This window comes from Lentzea terrae (assembly GCF_003265345.1).
GTDB classification, from domain to species: domain Bacteria; phylum Actinomycetota; class Actinomycetes; order Mycobacteriales; family Pseudonocardiaceae; genus Lentzea; species Lentzea terrae.
In genome coordinates, this window is sequence record NZ_QFWW01000020.1 from 294,102 (window position 1) to 313,350 (window position 19,249).

General features: G+C 68.3%; 22 protein-coding genes. 8 read left to right on the plus strand and 14 right to left on the minus strand.

Features of this window, described 5'->3' with window-relative positions; genetic code table 11:
• Positions 1-11 precede the first annotated feature (11 nt).
• Positions 12-674, plus strand: coding sequence for a nucleoside/nucleotide kinase family protein (locus DI276_RS23270; RefSeq protein WP_112266726.1), 663 nt, complete (start codon positions 12-14; stop codon positions 672-674).
• Between the two features lie 11 nt (positions 675-685).
• Here DI276_RS23270 and DI276_RS23275 read toward each other — a convergent pair whose 3' ends face one another.
• A complete protein-coding gene (locus tag DI276_RS23275; RefSeq protein ID WP_112266728.1) occupies positions 686-1,315 on the minus strand; it encodes a PadR family transcriptional regulator in 630 nt (209 codons plus the stop codon).
• A gap of 61 nt (positions 1,316-1,376) precedes the next feature.
• Here DI276_RS23275 and DI276_RS23280 point away from each other — a divergent pair, with 61 nt between their 5' ends.
• On the plus strand, positions 1,377-1,865 hold the full coding sequence (locus tag DI276_RS23280; RefSeq protein ID WP_157984889.1) for a hypothetical protein: 489 nt from the start codon (positions 1,377-1,379) through the stop codon (positions 1,863-1,865).
• Positions 1,866-1,892: 27 nt separating this feature from the next.
• Here DI276_RS23280 and DI276_RS23285 read toward each other — a convergent pair whose 3' ends face one another.
• The 3 genes from DI276_RS23285 to DI276_RS23295 form a co-directional block, all read right to left on the minus strand.
• Complete coding sequence (locus DI276_RS23285; RefSeq protein WP_157984890.1) at positions 1,893-2,270, minus strand: hypothetical protein; 378 nt, start codon at positions 2,268-2,270, stop codon at positions 1,893-1,895.
• A 307-nt stretch (positions 2,271-2,577) separates the two neighbouring features.
• A complete protein-coding gene (locus tag DI276_RS23290; protein WP_112266734.1) occupies positions 2,578-3,366 on the minus strand; it encodes an FHA domain-containing protein in 789 nt (262 codons plus the stop codon).
• A gap of 72 nt (positions 3,367-3,438) precedes the next feature.
• Positions 3,439-5,196, minus strand: coding sequence for a serine/threonine-protein kinase (locus DI276_RS23295; protein ID WP_157984891.1), 1,758 nt, complete (start codon positions 5,194-5,196; stop codon positions 3,439-3,441).
• Between the two features lie 132 nt (positions 5,197-5,328).
• Between DI276_RS23295 and DI276_RS23300 the strand changes: the two genes are divergently transcribed.
• Positions 5,329-6,660, plus strand: coding sequence for a glycoside hydrolase family 16 protein (locus tag DI276_RS23300; RefSeq protein ID WP_112267643.1), 1,332 nt, complete (start codon positions 5,329-5,331; stop codon positions 6,658-6,660).
• A 90-nt stretch (positions 6,661-6,750) separates the two neighbouring features.
• Here DI276_RS23300 and DI276_RS23305 read toward each other — a convergent pair whose 3' ends face one another.
• From DI276_RS23305 to DI276_RS23330, 6 genes are all read right to left on the minus strand, one after another.
• Positions 6,751-7,386, minus strand: coding sequence for an ABC transporter permease (locus DI276_RS23305; protein ID WP_112266738.1), 636 nt, complete (start codon positions 7,384-7,386; stop codon positions 6,751-6,753).
• Positions 7,387-7,398: 12 nt separating this feature from the next.
• Positions 7,399-8,181: an ABC transporter permease gene (locus DI276_RS23310; protein ID WP_112266740.1), complete on the minus strand. Its 783-nt coding sequence runs from the start codon at positions 8,179-8,181 to the stop codon at positions 7,399-7,401.
• Positions 8,178-8,882, minus strand: coding sequence for an ABC transporter ATP-binding protein (locus DI276_RS23315; RefSeq protein WP_112267645.1), 705 nt, complete (start codon positions 8,880-8,882; stop codon positions 8,178-8,180). Before DI276_RS23315 ends, DI276_RS23310 begins: the two co-directional genes overlap by 4 nt.
• Positions 8,883-8,935: 53 nt before the next feature.
• On the minus strand, positions 8,936-9,604 hold the full coding sequence (locus DI276_RS23320) for a response regulator transcription factor (protein WP_112266742.1): 669 nt from the start codon (positions 9,602-9,604) through the stop codon (positions 8,936-8,938).
• Positions 9,601-10,680 carry a sensor histidine kinase gene (locus DI276_RS23325; protein WP_112266744.1) on the minus strand — a complete coding sequence of 360 codons (1,080 nt, stop codon included), beginning with the start codon at positions 10,678-10,680 and terminating at the stop codon, positions 9,601-9,603. Before DI276_RS23325 ends, DI276_RS23320 begins: the two co-directional genes overlap by 4 nt.
• 67 nt (positions 10,681-10,747) lie before the next feature.
• Positions 10,748-11,713 carry a helix-turn-helix transcriptional regulator gene (locus DI276_RS23330; protein WP_112266746.1) on the minus strand — a complete coding sequence of 322 codons (966 nt, stop codon included), beginning with the start codon at positions 11,711-11,713 and terminating at the stop codon, positions 10,748-10,750.
• A 112-nt stretch (positions 11,714-11,825) separates the two neighbouring features.
• Between DI276_RS23330 and DI276_RS23335 the strand changes: the two genes are divergently transcribed.
• Both DI276_RS23335 and DI276_RS23340 read left to right on the plus strand, forming a co-directional pair.
• Entirely contained in the window at positions 11,826-12,494 is a 669-nt protein-coding gene (locus DI276_RS23335) for an alpha/beta fold hydrolase (protein ID WP_112267647.1), read from the plus strand.
• Positions 12,491-12,886 (plus strand): type II toxin-antitoxin system VapC family toxin, encoded by a 396-nt coding sequence (locus DI276_RS23340; RefSeq protein WP_112266748.1) that lies wholly within the window; start codon positions 12,491-12,493, stop codon positions 12,884-12,886. Before DI276_RS23335 ends, DI276_RS23340 begins: the two co-directional genes overlap by 4 nt.
• A gap of 3 nt (positions 12,887-12,889) precedes the next feature.
• Here the strand turns inward: DI276_RS23340 and DI276_RS23345 are convergent, their stop codons facing one another.
• The 4 genes from DI276_RS23345 to DI276_RS23360 all read right to left on the minus strand — a co-directional run bounded on the left by DI276_RS23345 (position 12,890) and on the right by DI276_RS23360 (position 16,171).
• A complete protein-coding gene (locus DI276_RS23345) occupies positions 12,890-13,462 on the minus strand; it encodes a dihydrofolate reductase family protein (protein ID WP_112266750.1) in 573 nt (190 codons plus the stop codon).
• A gap of 109 nt (positions 13,463-13,571) precedes the next feature.
• Positions 13,572-15,116 (minus strand): Rossmann-fold NAD(P)-binding domain-containing protein, encoded by a 1,545-nt coding sequence (locus DI276_RS23350; protein ID WP_112266752.1) that lies wholly within the window; start codon positions 15,114-15,116, stop codon positions 13,572-13,574.
• A gap of 58 nt (positions 15,117-15,174) precedes the next feature.
• A complete protein-coding gene (locus DI276_RS23355; protein WP_408610570.1) occupies positions 15,175-15,408 on the minus strand; it encodes a DUF397 domain-containing protein in 234 nt (77 codons plus the stop codon).
• Positions 15,323-16,171, minus strand: coding sequence for a helix-turn-helix domain-containing protein (locus tag DI276_RS23360; protein ID WP_112266765.1), 849 nt, complete (start codon positions 16,169-16,171; stop codon positions 15,323-15,325). Before DI276_RS23360 ends, DI276_RS23355 begins: the two co-directional genes overlap by 86 nt.
• Before the next feature lie 133 nt (positions 16,172-16,304).
• Between DI276_RS23360 and DI276_RS23365 the strand changes: the two genes are divergently transcribed.
• From DI276_RS23365 to DI276_RS23375, 3 genes are read left to right on the plus strand one after another with little or no spacing between them, the layout of a single operon-like run.
• The gene (locus tag DI276_RS23365) at positions 16,305-17,369 is read left to right on the plus strand and encodes an efflux RND transporter periplasmic adaptor subunit (RefSeq protein ID WP_112266767.1); all 1,065 of its coding nucleotides are present in this window, start codon (positions 16,305-16,307) and stop codon (positions 17,367-17,369) included.
• On the plus strand, positions 17,366-18,061 hold the full coding sequence (locus tag DI276_RS23370) for an ABC transporter ATP-binding protein (RefSeq protein WP_112266770.1): 696 nt from the start codon (positions 17,366-17,368) through the stop codon (positions 18,059-18,061). Before DI276_RS23365 ends, DI276_RS23370 begins: the two co-directional genes overlap by 4 nt.
• Positions 18,058-19,248: an ABC transporter permease gene (locus DI276_RS23375; RefSeq protein ID WP_112266772.1), complete on the plus strand. Its 1,191-nt coding sequence runs from the start codon at positions 18,058-18,060 to the stop codon at positions 19,246-19,248. The genes DI276_RS23370 and DI276_RS23375 overlap by 4 nt, the downstream gene beginning before the upstream one ends.
• Position 19,249: the final 1 nt, after the last annotated feature.

Below are 19,249 nucleotides of genomic sequence, written 5' to 3' on the forward strand. Positions count from 1 at the left end.
AGGTCGGTCTCATGATCACTCCACGGGACCGCGTGCTGGGCCGGATCGCCGACCACCTGGCTTCGATCAGGCCGGGGCATCCCCTGCGGGTGGCCGTCGACGGGATCACGGCTTCCGGCAAGACGACCGTCGCCCGTGAGCTGACGGCAGCGCTGGTCGAACGCGGGCGAGCGGCGGCGCACCTGTCGATGGACGGTTTCCACAACCCACGCGCTGTGCGGCACCGGCAGGGACGGGACTCGGCAGACGGGTACTACGCCGACGCCTACGACTTCGAGTCGTTCAATCGCCTCGTCCTGGAACCGCTCGGGCCCGGTGGCGACCGGAAGTACCGGGAGCGGATCATCGACCTTCTCTCGGACACGCCGATCGACGAGCCGCCGGTGCTCGCCCCCGAGGACATGGTGCTGGTGGTGGACGGCAGCTTCCTGCAGCGGGAACTGGTGTGGGACGAGGTGGTCTTCGTCGACACGCCGTTCGAGGTGGCGCGGGACCGCGGGGCTCGCCGGGACGCGGAGTTGCTCGGTGGACTGGTGCAGGCTCAGCGTGCCTTCGACCAGCGGTATCACGCCGCGAGCCGGCGGTACCTGGCTGCGGTGGGGCCGGCTGCTCGGGCCGGTGTGGTGCTCGGGAACGAGGACGTCGCGAACCCGGTGTTGCGACGGATCGGGTAACGCGGCAGCTGCTACCAGGGGGTCTGGCCGGTGCCCAACCGGGCCAGCAGGTCGGCGGAGCCGCTGTGGGTGTCGGGCCACTGCTGGACCTCCTGTTCGGCCCAGTCCGCCCACTGCCGGGTCATCTGCGCCAGTCCGACGCGGTACGCCTGGGTCAGGCCGACGATGTGCGCCCGGCCGGGATAGGGCTCGGCACCGGTCGCGTAGTCGTGCGTGATCGTGGTCGCGCCGGCCTGGGTTCGGTCGGCCCAGGCGCGCATCTCCTTGATCGCGCCGAGCAGGTCGTCCTTGTCGCCGAGATCGGAGAACAGGACCTTCATCATCGCGTCGAGCTGGAACTGCGGCTCGACGGCGGGATCGGACAACCAGCGACGCAGCTCCCGACGCCCGGCCGGGGTGATCGAGTAACGGGTGCGGCGGCGCCCGCCGCTGGTCTCGGCGGCCGCCGTGGCCAGGCCGTGGGTCACCAGCGCTTTGGGCTCGTTGTAGACCACGCTCTCGGCCGCGGCCCAGAACGTGCCGCTGCGCCTGAACTGCTGCGCCAGTTCGTAGGGCGTGTGCGGACGTAGTCCGAGCAGACCAAGGATGCCGTAGGACACCGTGGTGAGCTTCTTGGTCCGACCGGCCAAATCTGCCTCCACAGCCTTGTTCCATACTCCGTTTCAGAGTATAGACATACTCCGAAACGGAGTAAGGAGCCACGTGAGACATCCGGCCCGTGTGCGATTACCGCTGTTGCTCGGTGTGCTGCTCTGGGTCTTCGCGGCCGCGGGGTGCGTCTCGCGCGCCGAAATGGACCAACTCGGATCCCGCGTCGAGGAAGCGGGCTACACCGAGGTCGGCGTCAGCCATGGCGTCAGCACCTACGGATACGACACCGTGCAAATCACGGCCAGCAAGCCATCGGCCACCGACGCCGGCACCGAGATCGCCCGCCTGGCCTGGCACACCTACGCGGAAGAAGTGGACGAGGTCGTGGTCACCCTCAACGGCACCACCCGATCCGCCACTAGGGACCAGCTGCTGGAGGCGTTCGGACCTCGCCAACTCAACCCGAACCCGGACGAGGACACCGGCTTGGGCGACGTCCTGGAGTTCGCGGTCGTCGGCATCGTGATCATCGTCGTCCTGGTCAAGGTGCTGGGCTTCCTCGGACGCCGCCGGCGCCGGTCGGGACCGAACCTGCTGTGAGCTCGACGAGCGTCCGCTGTGGCTTGATCACGGGTAGGAGACCGTGCCGTTCGCACGGACGTAGGCGCCGCCCGAGTAAGAGGGCTCGATGTAGAAGCGGTACGTGCCGCTCCCGGCGCGCCAGGCCAGATTGCGGGGGTGCGGGCAGGTGGCGGTCTTGGTGCCTTGGCTGGACCAGAAGATGCCGCTCCACCTTTCCAATCGGACCTTCACCGCGTCGCAGTTGCCGGTGTTGATCCGGTAAGCGCGCGCAACCCTGATGGTGGTGGTGCCTGCGGCGTTGGAGGTCCACTGCCTGGAGGTCAGACAGCAGGCGAACTGGGCGTCCCAGGTGAACTGGCCGAGCACGCCGACCTCTTCGGTCTGCGGCCGCGCCGACGCCATTCCTGGAACGCCGGCGAGCACGAATGCTCCGACTGCGAGAATCCCTGTTGCGTACGCGGCAATGCGATTCCTGATTGACATTGAGGCTCGTCCTCTCTGAATTCGTCTGTCCACACGACCACCGTGTTGCCGTACCCCCGTCGATGTCAGCCGGTTGATCGACCACGTCCGGGGCGACGCTTGTCGCAGCTGCGCTGGGCCGGCACCGAACGCCTGGCTCATCGTTTCGGCGAACCCTCGTTCATGCCGCACTCTCCCGCTCGTTCCGCTTCGACCTGGAGACTGTGGCGCGAGGTGGGCGGGAACCCTCCCTGATGCCGTGGCGCCCTCAGCCGTCGTGGTCGAGAATGCGCAGGTCCGGTGGCACGAGGGTGGTGCTCTCCATCAGTTCGCGGATGAGGTTGTGGTTCAACGTGTTTCCGATGGGCTCACCGACCTCCTCACGGGTCAGACCGGAGACACCGTTGCTGCTCAACCGGTTCCGCACCTCGGTGACGACGCGCTCGACCTTCTTGTGGCTCCAGTTGTCGTCCGGCCGGATCTCGTTGAGGTGTTCCGCGACCTGACGCCAGGACAGGGGGATCGGGTGCCGCTCGTGCAGGAGATACCGCTGGGCGAGCACGACGACCACGCGCTTCTCCACGGAAGTGAGCTGCCACGTGCGCGGAGGCCGGGTCGGCGCGTGGTGGTCGGCGGGTGGTCGGTCGCCATCCTCGGGCTGCACGTGCACTTCAAGCAGATGCAGTCGTTCGTGGGAGCCGCGGATGAACAGCGGGGTGTACCCCGTCTGCAACGGGATCGGCTCGTCCTGCTGGAACAGCAGGCGAGATTCGGGCAGCCGCAACGGAAGGCGACCCAGCGTGCTGATCCACCACTGGCCACCGCGACAGGTGAGCGCGCCGTGTTCCCTGCTGATGCGCAGGTCGTCCTCGCCGACGCAGACGTGCACGTCCAGCCTGTTCCGTCCGAAGAGGACGGTCCGCCCCTCCTTGGGGCCGAAGGCGATGCCGCCCGCCGCCGCCAGGACGTGCAGCATGCCGGGTACGGCGCTGACAGGGACACCGAGGGCGAGGCTGTGGTGGTTCGCCGGGAGTTCGTTCGGCCGTTCCTCCGGCATGTTCGCCTCCTGGCACCTCGGGTGAGCGGCGCGCCCGTAAGTCTCTCCGGAACCCGCGGGAGGGTTCCCGCGTCACCGTGGTGGGAAGAAGGCGGTGGCCAACTGGGTCGCGAGCCGGCACCGCTCGTCCGGCGACAGGCTCTTGCCGGTGACGGTGGCCTCGACCACCTCGTCCTTGGCATCGCCGTAAGCGTCCCGGTAGGGAAAGTTGCGCACCTGGACCTCGCACAAGTCCTTGCCAGGTACGTCTGCGATCACGGAATACCGGTCGGCGATCGTGGACTTTCTCGCACCGGTCTCGTCCAACGCTGTTCCCCGGTCGAAGCGCAGCTTGTAGTCAGTTCCGCCGTCGACACTGGTCCAGGTGCACGTCCAGCGGCCGAAGCCGGCCTTCGGACTCGCACGGTCGATTCCGGGCCAATCAGGGAACAATCGCGAGTCCCTGGCCTTGCAGGCGTCCGTCCAGAAGAACGAGTCCAGCCGCAACGCCGGATTACCGGGTTGACGCGCGGGAATCGGCCCTTTGGTGATCACCTCGTGGGCACTCCGGACAGCGACATCCGCCATCTCGCACGCGTCAGCGCCGATCACGTTGGCCCTGGTCACCCCGATCTGGATCTCGTAGTTGTCGGGTAGCAGCAACCGGCGACTGCAGGACCCCTCACCCGGCGGTTCGATCACGAGCCGGTACCGCCCCTTGTCCTGGGCCTGCACGGATGGCTGCTCGGCGGGAGTGCTGTCGATCAACACCTCGACGTTCGCCTCCTTCCGGTTCTTCTTGACGATGAAGTTGCACTGGTTGAACCCGGAATCGTCCGGGACCAGGTTGGGATCACCGAACTCCTCCAGCGCCGCATCCGCATCGCGGATCAGCGAGCACGGGTCGGCGGTGCGCGCGTCGGCACCGAGCACCGGCCCCGTCGGCCCAGCGCCGGAGAACACGATCCAGCTCACCACCGCCGCGACCGCGACCAGCACCCCAGCGGTGACTAGAAGTCCGCGGCGGCGAACGGGATTCGCGCGCCGCGCCGCCTGCACACCGGCGACGTCCGCGAGGATCTCGTGTGCCTCGGCCGCGGTGGGACGCTGTGCGGCGTCGACCCGCAGCATCCGCTCCAGCACCGGCGCGAGCGGGCCGCTCCTGCGCGGCGAGGCGATGGCGCCGTTGGCAGCCCGTCGAAGGCGCAGCTGCACGTCGTCTGTCGTTCCGCCGACCGGTGACTCGCCCTCCACCACAGCGAACAGCGTGGACGCCAGCGAGAACACGTCGGACGCCGCCGTTGGCGCGGCACCGTTGGCCACCTCCGGCGCCACGTACCCCGGTGATCCGGTGAGCAGACCAGGGCGGGTCACGGTCGCGTCACCCGTGGCGCCGCGAGAGATGCCGAAGTCGGCGAGCTTCACCTCGTCGTCGGAGATCATGAGGACGTTGCCGGGCTTGATGTCGCGGTGCAGGATTCCCTTCGCGTGCACCGCCGCGAGCGCATCGGCGATCTGCGCGCCCAGCTTCGCCGCCTGCCGAGGTTCGACGACGTCCAGCTCGGCCATGCTCCGCGCCGGCACGTACTCCATGACCAGCCAGCACTCACCGTTGTCGTCAAGCACGTCGTAGATCGTCACGACGTGCCGGTGGTTCAACTGGGCGAGCAGCTTCGCCTCGCGCTCCAACTGCCGGAACCGCTGCGGATCCCCGTCCCCGGACAGGGCTCGCTTCAGCGCGACCTGCCTGCCGAGGCGTTCGTCGGTGGCCCTCCACACGACTCCGCCGCCCCCGGAGCCGATCTGTTCCTCAAGCCGGTACCTGTTCGCGACGACTCGCTCCGCCTGCACGATTAGCTCTCCCCGCGTGGCCCTCGTCGCATCGTATCCAGTCAAACAAGCCGCCCTCCGGCCTATCGCCGGGAACCCTCCCGGTCCTTCGTCGCACGCTGCGTGCCGATCGTTTCCCGAGAGGAGAACGTGATGAGACATGCCCACAAGCGCGTTGTGATCGGCGCGATGATCTCCGTAACCGCGCTCGCCATGGCTGGCCTGGCAATGGCGCAACCTCCAACCGGCACCGGCACGAACGTCTCGACGTGCAACAACCCGGTGCTGAACAAGACACTCTCCGAGTGGGGCTCGCTGCGCGGTGCAAGTGCGGTCCGCGAGGCCGTCGTCGACCATCGGTCGGCGAGGTTCGCCTACGCGCAGAAGAACAACTCCGTGCCGAACCCGTCGTTCTACCTGCCGCAGCAGCACGTCACAAGCGGTGAAGTGTGGACCTTCGCCTACGACGTCGCTGCCGAGCAGAGCGGACGTGCCCGCGTCGAGGTCGACTGGTACTCCACGCCCGAGGGCGACAACAGCGGATACCTCGGAAACGTCCCCGGCGCGTGGGTGTCGTTCGCGCCCGGTGGGTGGACCCGCGTCGCGAGCGAGTTCACCGTTCCGTCGGGTGCGGTGCGGGCGAACGTGCTCACCGACCACGAGTACGCCTCCACCGGAGCGAGCTTCCGGGCGACCGCGTGCGACTACCACGTAGGCGCCTCGTCCACCACCACGACAACCACGACAACCACAACCACAACCACGACTCCGCCCACCGACCAGACACAGGCCGCCGTCCGGCACGGCTGGGGTGCGCCGCTGCCGAGCTCCGACGAGTTCGGCAACACCGGTGCCGTCGACCCGGCGAAGTGGTCGGTGCCCAGCGGCACCGACGGTTGTTGGCCGGGGCACAACGGCAACGGCCGGCGCTGCGCGAAGAACACCGCGGTGGCAGGCGGGATCATGACGATGACCGGCGAGGCGAACGGCGACACGGGCTGGCTCAAGCATCGCCTCGACCGGCAGTACGGCCGCTGGGAGATCCGGTCGCGTTCACAGAACACCGGTGCCTCGGGCGGCCGGTACCACCCACTGCACCTGATCTGGCCGACCTCCGAGCGGTGGCCGCAGGACGGCGAGTACGACTGGGTCGAGTACACCGATCCCGACGCCCAGTGCCTGTCTGCGTTCCTGCACTACCCGCACCCCTCGAACGTGGGTGTCCAACAGGAGTACCGCGAACGCTGTCCGGTGGACATGCGCCAGTGGCACAACTTCGCCTTCGAGTGGACGGCTTCCGCGTTGGTCGGCTACGTGGACGGTGTCGAGTGGTTCCGCGTCTCCGGCGGTGGCGGCCCGAACGGGCGACGGAACATCCAGACCATGCCGTCGGGACATCTCAACATCCAACTCGACAACTTCACCGGCAACAGCGGCCTGCGCCCGGCGGTGTTCGAGGTCGACTGGGTCCGCGTCTACTCCTGATCCACCGACCAAGGGAAGGGCCCACCGCGGTGCGCCCAGCACGGCGCCGCCGCGGTTCCCCGATCCCTGCCGCGGCGGCAGCTACACCCGTCAGGCGTCTCGCCTGGTGAACGTGACCACGGCGACCGCGAACGTGATCACGAGCCACGCCGCCATGACCGCGCCCCCTTCCCACGGGGAGAGGACGCCAGGCCGGTAGAGGCTCGCCCCCGCGCGGTCCGGGAGGTACTCGGCAGCATCCGTGGCCGCCGCCAGCAGTGGGGACACCACGAGCACGAGCGTCGTCAACGTCGCGACCGCGCCGGCGACGCTGCGCAGCAGCACCGCGATGGCGAGGGCGAGGAGTCCAATCATGATCAGGTAGACGGCGGTGCCGGGTAGTTCGGTGGCGGGTACCTCGGCGGCCACGATGGACAGTGCGCCGGTGAACAGCGTGGTCGGGGTGGCGACGGCGAGGTAGGCGAGAACCTTTCCGGACAGCAGCAGTGGCCGGTTCGGGACACACACCAGGCTGGTGCGGATCTGCTTTCCGCCGTACTCACCGGCCGCGGTCAGGACGCCGACCAGGATGAGGCCGAGCTGGCCGTACTCCACCGCGCGGAAGCCCGCTGCCAAAGCCAGACCCGGTGTGGCGAGAACTGTGATCGCGACAGTGCTGTGCACCGCCGGCAGTGTTGCCAGCTTGCGCAGCTCGGCGGCGAAGACGTGACGAAGGGCGTTGCTCACGATGCCTCCCGCTCACGCGTCGCGGCGGACGAAGGCGACCACGCCCACCACCAGGCCGAGCACGGTCCACGCCGTCAGCACAGTTGCACCCACCAACGGTGGAAGTTGTTCTGTGAACGCGGTTCCGCGTGCGAACAGGTGAATTCCAGCGGCGTCGGGGAGGAACTTCGCCCACGACGTGACCTTGGAGAGCAGGAATGACACGGGAATCAGCGAGCTGTTGACGATGAGCACGATCAGGGGGACGACGCCGCTGCGCGTGATGGTGGTGACAGCGAACGCGATCAGGGCCGTGCAGACGCAGTACAAGACGGCGCCGGGCAGTCGCCAGCCGAGTTCACCGGCGGCCTGCCACGGCGAAAGCCCGAACGGGCCGAGCAGTGCCTGTCCCACGACAATCCCCGTGAAGATCGTGGCGGACGAAAGCAGCACGGTCGCGAGCATGAGCGCACCGGCCTTCGCCGCGAGCAGCAAGCCTCGCCGGGGAACGCTGGTCAGAGTGGCCAGGATCTGCCTGCCGCCGCCGACGTCGCCGGCATTGGCGGTGTACTCGCTGCTCATGATGACGACACCGAGCACAATGCCGGCGATCACTGCGAACATCACGGCCTCGAACCCGCCCTCGGCGACGGACCAGTGGCTCAGCGAACCGGTGTCGCCCGCGGCGAGACGGGTGCGCATGGAGTTCCCGTTCAGCGCGGCTATCGCCGGTGCTGCGACGAAGCACAGTCCCGCTGCGACGAGCGAAGCGCGAAGCGAGAGAAGTTTGCGCAGCTCGGCGCTCAGGTGTCTCATCGGTCCTCCGTGCCGGTGAGCGCGAAGAAGGCGTCCTCCAGGGACGCATGTCCCGCGGTCACCTCAGCCGTGGATCCACTGTGGACGATCGAACCGTTGTTGATCACGACCAGGTCGTCGGCGGTGCTCGCCAACTCGGTCATCAGGTGGCTCGACAGCAGCACAGTCCGGCCGTCCGCCGCGTAGGACCGCAAGAGCTCGCGCAACCAGCGGATGCCATGTGGGTCAAGACCGTTGACGGGCTCGTCCAGAACCAGCACCTCCGGATCACCCAGCAATGCGGTGGCCAGTCCCAGTCGCTGGTTCATGCCCAGTGAGAACCCGCCAACCCGCTTGCGGGCGGCGTCGCCGAGCCCGACGAGATCCAGCACCTCCGGCACCCTGGTCCTCGGGATGCCGTTGCTCGCCGCCACCCACGACAGATGCCCGCGCGCAGTCCGCGACGGGTGCGCGCCACTGCCTTCCAGCAATGAACCCACGGTGCGCAACGGGTTCCGCAACGCCCGGTACGGCTTGCCGCCGATGAGTGCCGTGCCCGAATCGGCCGAGTCAAGACCGAGCAGGATGCGCAGTGTGGACGACTTGCCGGCGCCGTTCGGACCGAGGAATCCGGTGACGCGCCCGGCCCTCGCGGTGAAGCCGACGTCCCGCACGGCCACCTTCGGGCCGTGCCGCTTGACCAGATGGGAGACTTCGATCATGTCCCCAGCCTGCGGCTGGACCGTGCCGGAGTGCATCAGCCAAAGGTTGACACCTATCGCCGCAGCGTGTTCACGAACCCCGACTCGTAGGCGAGGATCACCAACTGGGTGCGGTCACGGACGCCCAGTTTGTCGAAAAGGCGGCTCAGGTACGTCTTCACCGTGGCTCTGCTGAGAAACAGCGCGGTGGCGATCTCGTCGTTCGACATGCCTTCCACGACCGCCGCCACCACGTCGTGTTCGCGGTCCGTCAACTCCGCGAAGCGCGCCACGCCGGATTCCGCCCGCTGGTGCCGCTCGGCGAACTCCGCGATCACCCTGCCCGTGACCTCCGGCGCGAGCAGCGAAAGTCCGTTGTGGACGGTGTGAATCGCGTGCAGGATCTCCCCGGGGCCGGCGTTCTTCAGCAGAAACCCGGAGGCACCTGCACGCAACGCCTCGTAGACGTACTCGTCGAGGTCGAACGTCGTCAGGATCACCACCCGCACCGCTGCCGGCGTCGCACACACCACACGGGTGGCCTCGAGTCCGTCCAACACCGGCATTCGCACGTCCATCAGCACCACGTCGGGGCACAGCCGGTGCACGGCGCTGATCGCTTCTGCGCCGTCACGCGCCTCACCGACCAGCACGAGCGATTCGTCGGAGGCGACCAGTTCGCACAACGAACCACGCAGCACCTCGTCGTCCTCAGCGACGAGGACCCTGATCCGCCCGCTCACGCGCCCGGCTCCGGAAGCACCGCGCGCAGCGCGAATCCGCCCTGCGCACGTGAACCGAACGTCAGCTCGCCACCGAGCGATTCCACCCGTTCCCGCAGCCCGATCAGTCCGAACCCCTTCTCGTGGTGGCGTGTCCCGATCAGTGTTCCACCATCGTCGGTGACCTCGACGATCACCGTGCCGTCCATCGCGTCGACGGTCACCTGGCAACGGCAGCCCGGGGCATGCCGGGCCGCGTTCGTCAGCCCTTCCTGCACGATCCGGTACACGGCCAGTCCTGTGCTCGCCGGCAAGTCGTCCGGGCCGCGCACGGTGAGAGCGATCTCGATGCCCGCGGCGCGCATCCGTTGGGTCAAGGCGGCGAGGTCCTTCATTCCCGGCTGTGGCCGCCGTTCGGCAGGCGCGCCGGCGTCCCTGACCGTGCCGAGCACCGCACGGAGGTCCGCCAGTGCGTCCTTGCTCGCCCGCTCGACACGAGTCAGCCGGTTCCGCAACTTCTCCGCATCACCCACGTCGACATGGGCCGACACCCCAGCGGTCACCGCGATCATGCCGAGAGAATGTGACACGACGTCGTGCACCTCCCGCGCCACCCGCAACCGTTCCTCCAGCACCGCACGAGCGCCCTCGGCACGTTCGGCGTGCGCGGCCTCCTGACGCTCCCGCCGGACCGCCTCACCGAGCCGCCAGGTGCCGGCCAGGACGAACAGGCTCACGAAGACGTACCGCAGGACGTCCTGCCGCTCGCTGACCCCGATCGACAGCATTGCGGCCACCGTCAATCCGAGTGCGACCGACATGGCCCGCGACATCCTGGAACTGCCGTGGGCGACCGCCACCGGGTACAGCGTCCACGCCGCGGCCACGAACGGATCCCAGGCCACGCCGAGAAGTGCTCCCGCCAGGGTCGTCGCCGCGACCGTCCCGAACGCCACGACCGGCCACCGCGAGCGGAGCAGCACCCCGGCAACGATCAACACGGCCAGGGCGCTCGGCGGCGTACCGCGAGGCAGCCAGAACACCAGTACGCAGAGTCCCGCGACTCCCGCGTCGACCAGCAGCCTGGAGAACACCACCCGACCGAGCTTACGGAGCGACGGATGTGCCGGCGTGGACGGCGGCTACCGGCTCGCCCGGCAAGCGCTATCCGTCCTGCGGCGCCAAGGCTGCGGCGAAGCGCGTCGCGACCGCTGCGACCGCGGCACGCAGTTCGTCTCCGCCCTCGACGCGGAAGGCGAACGGCACGGCCGCCAACCACTCCTGCGCGTACATCGCCGGATTGCTGGTGCTGCCGACGAGCACGCACCCGTCCCCCGACGGTTGAAGCCGTCCCATGGGAGGCCGGACCCAGGGTGCGACCTCGGCCAGCGGCGCGTCGAACACGACACGGGTGGGGAACTCCCAGCCCGTGCCCAGGTTCTCCTCCAGCGCCGCAATCGGGTCGAGGTCGCCGGGTGGCACGAACTCGTGGGTTGTCTGCGAAACCGTGCGAATCCGGTCGACCCGATAGGTGCGGATCGCGTCTGCCCGATGGGAATGACACAACAGGTACCAGCGTCCGTGGCGGACCACGACCGCCCACGGATCCACCTCGGCCTTCCACGCGTTACCGCGCTCGCTCTGGTACGCGATCAGCACCCGACGCCTGGCTGCGACGGCGGCGACGAGTGCGCTGGTGATGGCGGGATCCGGGTGGGCCGATTGCCGGTCGGGCGCGGCTTTGGCGTGCTCGCGCAGGACGGCCGCCTGCCGGCCGACGTTCTCCGGCAGCGCCTGGATGACCTTGCCGAGGGCGGCACCGACCGGGTCGTCGGCAACGGTTGCGGCCGGTTGGCCGTCGAGCACAGCCATGACCAGGCCCAACGCCTCCGCCTGGGTGAACACGATCGGCGGCAGCCGCGTGCCGCGCCGGAGCCGGTAGCCGCCGTGCGGGCCTCGAGACGACTCGACCTGGATGCCCGCCTCGCGGAGGATCCCGATGTAGCGGCGGGCGGCACGTTCAGTGACGCCGAGTCTCCCGGCGAGCTGGTCAGCCGTCGTGCCGGGACGCGCCTGAAGGATCTCCAGCGTGCGCAGTGCCCTGGCGGTGGGGCTGAGTTCACTCGGCACCGAGGCAGGCTAGGCGATCACCCGCTGAACCGGAAGCAGATCGTCCGGAATTGGCTCTAGCGTGACGAGGCACCGCGGCCACCCCGGCCGCGCAGCAGAGGGAGAACTGATCGTGGACGTCCTGCTCATCGCCGGCCTGTGGCTCGACGGATCCGCCTGGGACGACGTCGCGTCCACACTGCGGTCGCTCGGCCACCGGCCCGTGCCGCTGACCCTGCCCGGCCAGGGCGACGGATCCGCCTCCGCCACGCTCGACGACCAGGTGGCGGCCGTGCTCACCGCCGTGGACGCGACCTCCGACCAGCTCGTGGTGGTCGGGCACTCGGCCGCCTGTTCCCTGGCGTGGCTGGCCGCGGACGCGCGTCCGGACAAGATCTCCAAGGTCGTCCTCATCGGCGGGTTCCCCACGAGTGACGGGAAGCCCTACGCCGACTTCTTCGAGCTGCGGGACGGCGTCATGCCCTTCCCCGGCTGGGAACCGTTCGAAGGACCGGACTCGGCCGACCTCGACGAGGAAGCCAGGCGCACGTTCGCAGCTACCGCGATCCCTGTTCCCGAGGGTGTGGCCACGGGCGTCGTGCGCCTGACCGACGAGCGACGCTTCGACGTCCCTGTCGTGGTCATCTGCCCCGAGTTCACCCCCGCCCAGGCCCAGGAGTGGATCAGCGCGGGCGACGTGCCCGAGCTCGCCAGGGTCAAGCACCTCGACTTCGTCGACCTCGACTCCGGCCACTGGCCGATGCTCACCAAGCCCGCCGAACTGGCCGGGCTCCTCGCATGACCAGGTACGTGATCGGTCCGGACGTGGCCGTTCGCCTGGCCCACGACCGGACCGTGATCGGTGCCGGACACCAGGTCCTGGCTCCGACGCTGCTGCGCTCGCAGACGCTGTCGCTGCTCTACCAAGCGGTGCACCGCGGTGAGATGACCAAGAAGGAGGCCGATCGACGACTCGACCACCTGCGCGGACTGCGGATCCGGCTGCTCGGGGACCGCGTCCTTCAGGCCACCGCCTGGAAGGTCGCCGACCAGCTCGGCTGGCCCGACACCCTGGTCGCCGAGTACGTCGCGCTGACCCAGCTCCAGGCAGACGCGTTGATCACACTCGACGACCAGCTCGCCCGCGCCGTGCAGAAGCTGGTGACGGTCGCACCGATCGACGCGCTGTCCTGATCCTCAGCCCTGCACGCGGTAGCGCAGATGCGTGACGTCGCGGCCTTCGAGCCGGCGGACGAGCTCCAGTTCGACGTGGCCGAGTCCGGTCGGCTCGAACAGCCGCCGTCCGCCACCCAGCAGCACGGGGACGACGTGCAGTTCGAGCTCGTCGAGTTGGCCGGCCGCCAGCAATGCCTGCGCCGCACCCGCTCCGTGGACCAGTACCGCTCGATCTCCAGCTGCTGCTCGGGCATCGGCGGCACACGCGTTGACGTCGGTGTAGAACTTCGCGCTGCCCGGTGGCTCGTCGGCCGGGTCGATGTGGTGCGTGAGCACGTTGATCGGCACGCCGTCGTGGTGATCGCCGTGCCATCGACCGGCCAGCTCGAACGTGCGGCGCCCGGATATCACGGCGCCGGTCGACACGGCCTCGGCGTACACCTGCCCGTTGATCCCCTCGGACAGCCGGTCGTCGAGCCAGTTGAACAGCCGCCCTCCGTTGTGGCCGAGTTCCTGGCCCGGCCGGTCGTCCGGCCCGGCGATGTACCCGTCGACGGACATGGACATGTAAAGCCGGAGCGGCGTCCTACCCATGGTCGTTCCCTTCGTCTGGCCACTCGGTCGCGGTGATCTCTCACCCCTACGTCGATCGCGCGTTGCCGGATTCGACAAGGCCCGATCGCCGGTGGCCGCACCGAACGAATCAGGAGACCAGCGACAGGCCGCGGCGCACCGGTTCGGAGACAACGGGCTCGGCTGACGGCACGACGACTTCCTCGCCGCCGATCTCGCGGGTGATCCAGGCGCCGGACTCGACCATCACCTTGAGGGTGCGGGTGTCGAGCGCGTTGATGCGGCCGTAGTACCACTCGTCGGTGGCCAGCGAGCCCATGCGGCCTTCGAGGCGCTTCTTGATGTCCAGGACGCGCGCGAACAACGTCTGCACGAGCGCGGCGCGGTCGAACGGGCCCTGCAGGCCCTCGCGGATGCGGTCCTCGATGCCGCGCGGCACACCCTCGGAGTCGGGCATGAGCATGGTGGTCCAGGCGCGCGACTTCTCGCGGTACTGGAGCTGCTGCATGATGCCTTCGTGCTGAGCGAAGTCGGCGGCGCGGAAAGCTGAGCCGCGCCAACGCTTTTGCAGGTTCATGGCCAGCGACAGCGCGCTCTTCAAGCCCGTGTTCAAGCCACGTCCAGGCCAGAAGTGCAGGGAGTTCGCGGCGTCGCCCACGAGAAACCCGAAGGTCGAGGGGGCCAGCTGGGCGGTGAACTTCGACATCTGCTGCATGCCCAGTGTGAACGAGTTGATGCCGACGACGTCGGCCGCGCCCACGCCGAAGAAGCGCAGACCGTCGAGAATCCGGGGCCACAGGTAGGAAAGCTTGTCCACGGACGGCTTGAAGACGGCGCGGTGGCGGTCGCAGACGAAGCGCGTCCCGGAAGGCCGCATGGTGCAGCCGAACTTGCCGATGCACGCGACGGGGCCGCTGGAGCCCAGGGCCACGATTTCGGAGGCCTCCTCGCCGGTCAGGCGCATGTTGATGAAGCCGCCGCCGAGCGAGTTGAAGAGGAACCTGTTCTGGGCCACCGTCAACGGCACGGTGTGCTCGTCCGGGGCCTTGGCGTTGACGCGGATGCCCAGGACGCGCTCGTCGAGCGGCGAACCGTCCACAGAGAACAGTTCGCGGCTCGGCGTGCCGAAGAACGACGACAACGAGTCGCGCGTGGCGGAGCGGGCGCCGTCGGCGATGGCCAGGACGTGCAGGCCGTCCCAGCGGTCGGGCTTCTCGTACGCCTGCGGGACGAGTTCGATGTCGTACGCGTCCTGCGCCATGTCCAGCAGGGCGTCCTCGATCCAGCGGATCTTGATGTTGCGCGGCCGGCCCTTGGACTCCGGGGAGTCCGGGCCCAGCGGCCACATCTCGGAGAACCTGCCGGGCACGAACAGGCGCTGCCGCACAGCGGAAGGCAGTGCTGCCCACACGTTGCTCTGCAGGGTCACGACCTGCTCGCGGCGGTTGTTGCCCTCCGCGGCACCGCGCCACACCACGCGGTCGCCGCGGCGCATCCAGCGGCGGTCGTGCACGCGCAGCGCGACCTGGTCGCCCAGCAGCGACTTCAGCGTGCACGCGAAGGCGAGACCGACCGGACCGCCACCCGCCACGTCCACGCGCAGCGGTGCCGGTCGGCGCAGCTGTGTGATCGACGCGCCCTGCTTCGGCAGCAACACCGTCATCTCGTCCGCCATGACCCCGTCCCCCTTGATCCGTTCGACGGCGGGAACACGTAGCGAGACGGGTGACGGTTCAACGAGATTCGAGGAAGTTTTGCCAAGCCGCAGAAGAGAAGGTCAGCACGCCTCCGGAGGGGTTCTTCGAATCACGAACAAGAGCGTCGGAGGACAGCGACACCTCGACGCAGTCGCTGTCCTCCGCACCACCGCTGTAGCTGCTCTTACGCCAAGTGCGTTCCTGCGTCATCGAGGTCCTCTCGCGGTCGGCCGACGTACTCCGCCAGCTTGCTCCGCGATTGTTCCTCATCCAAGGCAACCTCAGCCAAACGGTCGAACAGCAGCCTGATGCGCACAATCGCACCTGGATCCTGCACGAAGATGTTCGCGTGGTCGGTGTCGACGAACCCCACAGGCATCGCCTTCTCGTACTCCCACAACGTGCAACTCGACGCGATCACCGGCACATCCGCGGGGATGATCCGGACGAGGCGCGCGCTGAACAGCAGCCGGAGGTACTGGTCCTCCATGATCTGCTCATCACCGATCCGCGTTTGCAGTGCGTGCTCGTGGACGTAGAACAAGCAATCCGGCCGATCGTGTCGCCGCAGGATCGCCTGACGATCGGTCCGATGCTGAACCAGCGTCGGGATGCGATCCTCTGTCACCAGGCCGGCGACCCGGTAGACGCCGTCTGCGTATTCCGGCGTCTGCAGAAGGCCCGGCACAGCCTGCGCGTCGTAGCGAATGATCTTCGTGGCCGTCGACTCGGCCATCGCGAGCGTGCGCAGGTTGTCCGGCACCTGCACGATGTATTCCTCGAAGGCGTTGCGATACTTCCGCTTGAAGTCCTCGAAGTAGTCGATGTCCTTGCCACACATGGACAAGTACTGCACGAGGTCGATCTCGCTCGCGCGGTACTTGCCGGTCTCGACGGTGGAGAGCTTGCTCGGGTCCCAGCCCAGCCGGACGGCGAGTGCGGCACCGGACAAACCGGTGCAGGTTTCGCGCAGGCGGCGTAGTTCGTCGCCCAGATCCCGGCTGTACGCGGTGGATGGAGTAGTCGTGGCCATGCCATCGACGCTAGAGCTTGCTCCAAAAGCAACAAGATGCTCATTCGGGTGAAAACGGAGAGCAGCTGATCTTCAGCAGACTGCCAGAGAACTCGCAGCCGCACCACAGCTTGGCAGACGACGATCCCTGCCCATGACTCGACGTCGCAGATCCTTGTTGATCAACGGACTGCTGGTGGTGGTGCTCCTCGGCGCCGGTGTGGCCGGCTACCTGGTGTTCTTCGGTTCCTCCGGCAACGCCCAGACCACCGCCGCCCGCACCGCCGCGGCCGCGAACCGGGACGTGAGCGAGGTGGTGACGGCGTCCGGGACGGTGCAGAGCTCGTTCAGCGCCTCCGCGACGTTCGGCGCCGCGGGCACGGTCACCGAGATCAACGTCAAGGTCGGCGACACGGTCACCAAGGGCCAGCAGCTCGCGAAGCTCGACTCCACGCAGGCGCAGCTGCAGGTCGACATCGCGCAGGACAACCTCGACACAGCAGCGTTGAAGGGCACGGCCACCACGGCGTACCGGCAGGCCGAGCTCGCGTTGAAGCAGGCGCAGGACACGCTCGCGGGCACCACGCTGACGGCGCCCGGCGACGGCACGATCACGTCGATCACCGGGTCCGTCGGGCAGAAGGTCGGCAGCAACGCCGCGTCCGGGTTCGTCGTCGTGACGGACCTGAAGAACCTCGTGCTGCACGCCAACGTCTCCGAGTCCGACGTCAGCAAGCTCAAGGCCGACCAGGCCGCGACCGTCACGGTCAACGCCATGCAGGGGCAGCCGATCCAGGCCAAGGTCGCGCAGGTCGACCTCACCCCCACGACGTCGAACAACGTCGTCCAGTACGGCGTCACGCTGTCCCTGACCGCACCGCCGGCCGGGCTGCGGCCTGGTCAGTCGGCGAGCGTCGAGGTCACCGTCGCGGCAGCCACCAACGTCCTCGCCGTCCCCGCTGCGGCCGTCCAGACGGCTAACGGCCAAAGCACCGTGCAGGTCATGGAGAACGGCGCGGAGACCCGCAAGGCCGTGGAAGTCGGCGTGCGCGGCGACCAGTACGTGGAGATCAAGTCCGGTCTGACCGCCAGCCAAGAGGTCGTGCTGCCGCCGGTCACCACCTCGACCAACCAGAACCGTCAGCAGCAACAGCAGGGCAACCTGCCCGGCACCGGCGGCCAGCGCAACGGCGGCGGCTTCACCGGGACCGGTCGATGAGCCCGGTGATCGAGGTCAGGGACCTCCGCAAGACGTACGGCGCGGGCGACACGGCCGTGCACGCGTTGCGGGGCCTGGATCTCACGGTCGAGCAGGGCGAGTACATCGCGATCATGGGCGCGTCCGGGTCGGGGAAGTCGACGCTGCTCAACATCCTCGGCTGCCTCGACGTGCCGACGTCCGGCAAGTACCTCCTGGACGGGATCGACACCGGGGACTTCGACGAGGAGCAGCTTTCGTTGCTGCGCAACCGGAAGATCGGGTTCGTCTTCCAGTCCTTCAACTTGGTGCCGCGCACGACGGCACTGGCGAACGTCGAGCTCCCGCTGGTGTACGCGGGAGTTCGACGTGCCCAACGTCGAGAGAGAGCGCTCGCTGCGCTCGACCTCGTTGGTCTCACAGACCGCACTCACCACCGACCCAACGAACTGTCTGGCGGGCAACAACAACGCGTCGCCATCGCACGTGCGCTCGTCACGTCGCCCGCGATCGTGCTCGCCGACGAACCGACCGGCAACCTCGACACCGACTCCAGCCGCGAGGTCCTGGGCATCCTCGACCGCCTCAACGCCAGCGGTCGCACCGTCGTGCTGATCACGCACGAGGACTCGGTCGCAGCACACGCGATGCGCACGGTCCGTGTGGTCGACGGCTGTGTTCACTCAGACGGGGTCGCGGGGGTGCTGGTGTGAGGATCTTCGAAATCGCCGCGTTCGCCGTACGTGGCTTGACCGCCAACAAGATGCGGTCCGGCCTCACCACACTCGGCATCCTGATCGGCGTCGCGTCGGTGATCCTGCTGATCGCGGTCGGCAACGGCGCGTCCAGCGCGGTGCAGCAGAGCATCGCCGGGCTCGGCACGAACATCCTGACGATCAGCCCGCTGCGCGCCCAGCCCGGCAGCACGGTCAAGCCGCTGACCACGGCCGATGCCGCAGCGCTGGTCGGCCCCGACTCCCCCGACGTCAAGTACGCGTCGCCGGTCGTGTCGGCCCAGGCGACCGCCGGTTACGGCACGACCAGTTACGCGATCAGCCAGTTCATCGGCTCCGACCCGCGCTACTTCGAGACCACGAACAGCGCGGTCGCCCAGGGCAACCTGTTCTCCGACAACGACGTCCAGCAGGCGCGCAAGGTCGTCGTGATCGGCGCGACCGTGGCAACGCAGCTCTTTCCCGGCCTCGATCCGATCGGGAAGTCCATGCTGGTCAACAACATCCCGTTCACCGTCATCGGCGTGTTGGCGGCCAAGGGTTCCAGCGGACTGCAGGACGCCGACGACATGGCCGTCGCACCACTCACGACCACGCAGAACGCGTTGACCGGCTACGGCAGCCTCACCCAGATCGTGGTGCAGGCTCGCTCAGCCGACGCGTTGCCGAACGCGCAGGCCCAGGTCACCACGATCCTCAACGGCCGGCACAAGATCACCACCACACCCGACTACCGGATCCTCAGCCAGGACCAGCTGCTCACCGCGCGGACCGCGACGACGGAGACGTTCACCGTGCTGCTCGCGTCGGTGGCCGCGATCTCGTTGCTGGTGGGCGGGATCGGCATCACGAACATCATGCTGGTCACCGTCACCGAACGGATCCGCGAGATCGGCATCCGCAAGGCCGTCGGCGCGCCCCGGTCGTCGATCCTGGGCCAGTTCCTGATCGAGGCGACGCTGCTGAGCCTGTTCGGCGGGGCGCTGGGCGTGGCCGCGGGCCTGATCGGCAGCCAGTTCACCATCGCGGGCATCAAACCCGTGCTCGTGCCGTCGTCGGTGCTGCTCGCGTTCGCGGTGTCGGCGTTGATCGGCCTGTTCTTCGGCAGTTACCCCGCCTCGCGCGCGGCGAAGCTCCGTCCCATCGAAGCCCTCAGGCATGAATAGG

Excerpts from the sequence above, each read along its gene's own strand:
- DI276_RS23270 (WP_112266726.1), top strand. The coding sequence starts at position 12 with ATGATCACTCCACGGGACCGCGTGCTGGGCCGGATCGCCGACCACCTG.
- DI276_RS23365 (WP_112266767.1), top strand. The coding sequence starts at position 16,305 with ATGACTCGACGTCGCAGATCCTTGTTGATCAACGGACTGCTGGTGGTG.
- DI276_RS23290 (WP_112266734.1), bottom strand. The coding sequence starts at position 3,366 with ATGCCGGAGGAACGGCCGAACGAACTCCCGGCGAACCACCACAGCCTC.
- DI276_RS23370 (WP_112266770.1), top strand. The coding sequence starts at position 17,366 with ATGAGCCCGGTGATCGAGGTCAGGGACCTCCGCAAGACGTACGGCGCG.
- DI276_RS23315 (WP_112267645.1), bottom strand. The coding sequence starts at position 8,882 with ATGATCGAAGTCTCCCATCTGGTCAAGCGGCACGGCCCGAAGGTGGCC.
- DI276_RS23360 (WP_112266765.1), bottom strand. The coding sequence starts at position 16,171 with ATGGCCACGACTACTCCATCCACCGCGTACAGCCGGGATCTGGGCGAC.
- DI276_RS23310 (WP_112266740.1), bottom strand. The coding sequence starts at position 8,181 with ATGAGACACCTGAGCGCCGAGCTGCGCAAACTTCTCTCGCTTCGCGCT.
- DI276_RS23340 (WP_112266748.1), top strand. The coding sequence starts at position 12,491 with ATGACCAGGTACGTGATCGGTCCGGACGTGGCCGTTCGCCTGGCCCAC.
- DI276_RS23355 (WP_408610570.1), bottom strand. The coding sequence starts at position 15,408 with ATGAGGAACAATCGCGGAGCAAGCTGGCGGAGTACGTCGGCCGACCGC.
- DI276_RS23345 (WP_112266750.1), bottom strand. The coding sequence starts at position 13,462 with ATGGGTAGGACGCCGCTCCGGCTTTACATGTCCATGTCCGTCGACGGG.
- DI276_RS23350 (WP_112266752.1), bottom strand. The coding sequence starts at position 15,116 with ATGGCGGACGAGATGACGGTGTTGCTGCCGAAGCAGGGCGCGTCGATC.
- DI276_RS23300 (WP_112267643.1), top strand. The coding sequence starts at position 5,329 with ATGAGACATGCCCACAAGCGCGTTGTGATCGGCGCGATGATCTCCGTA.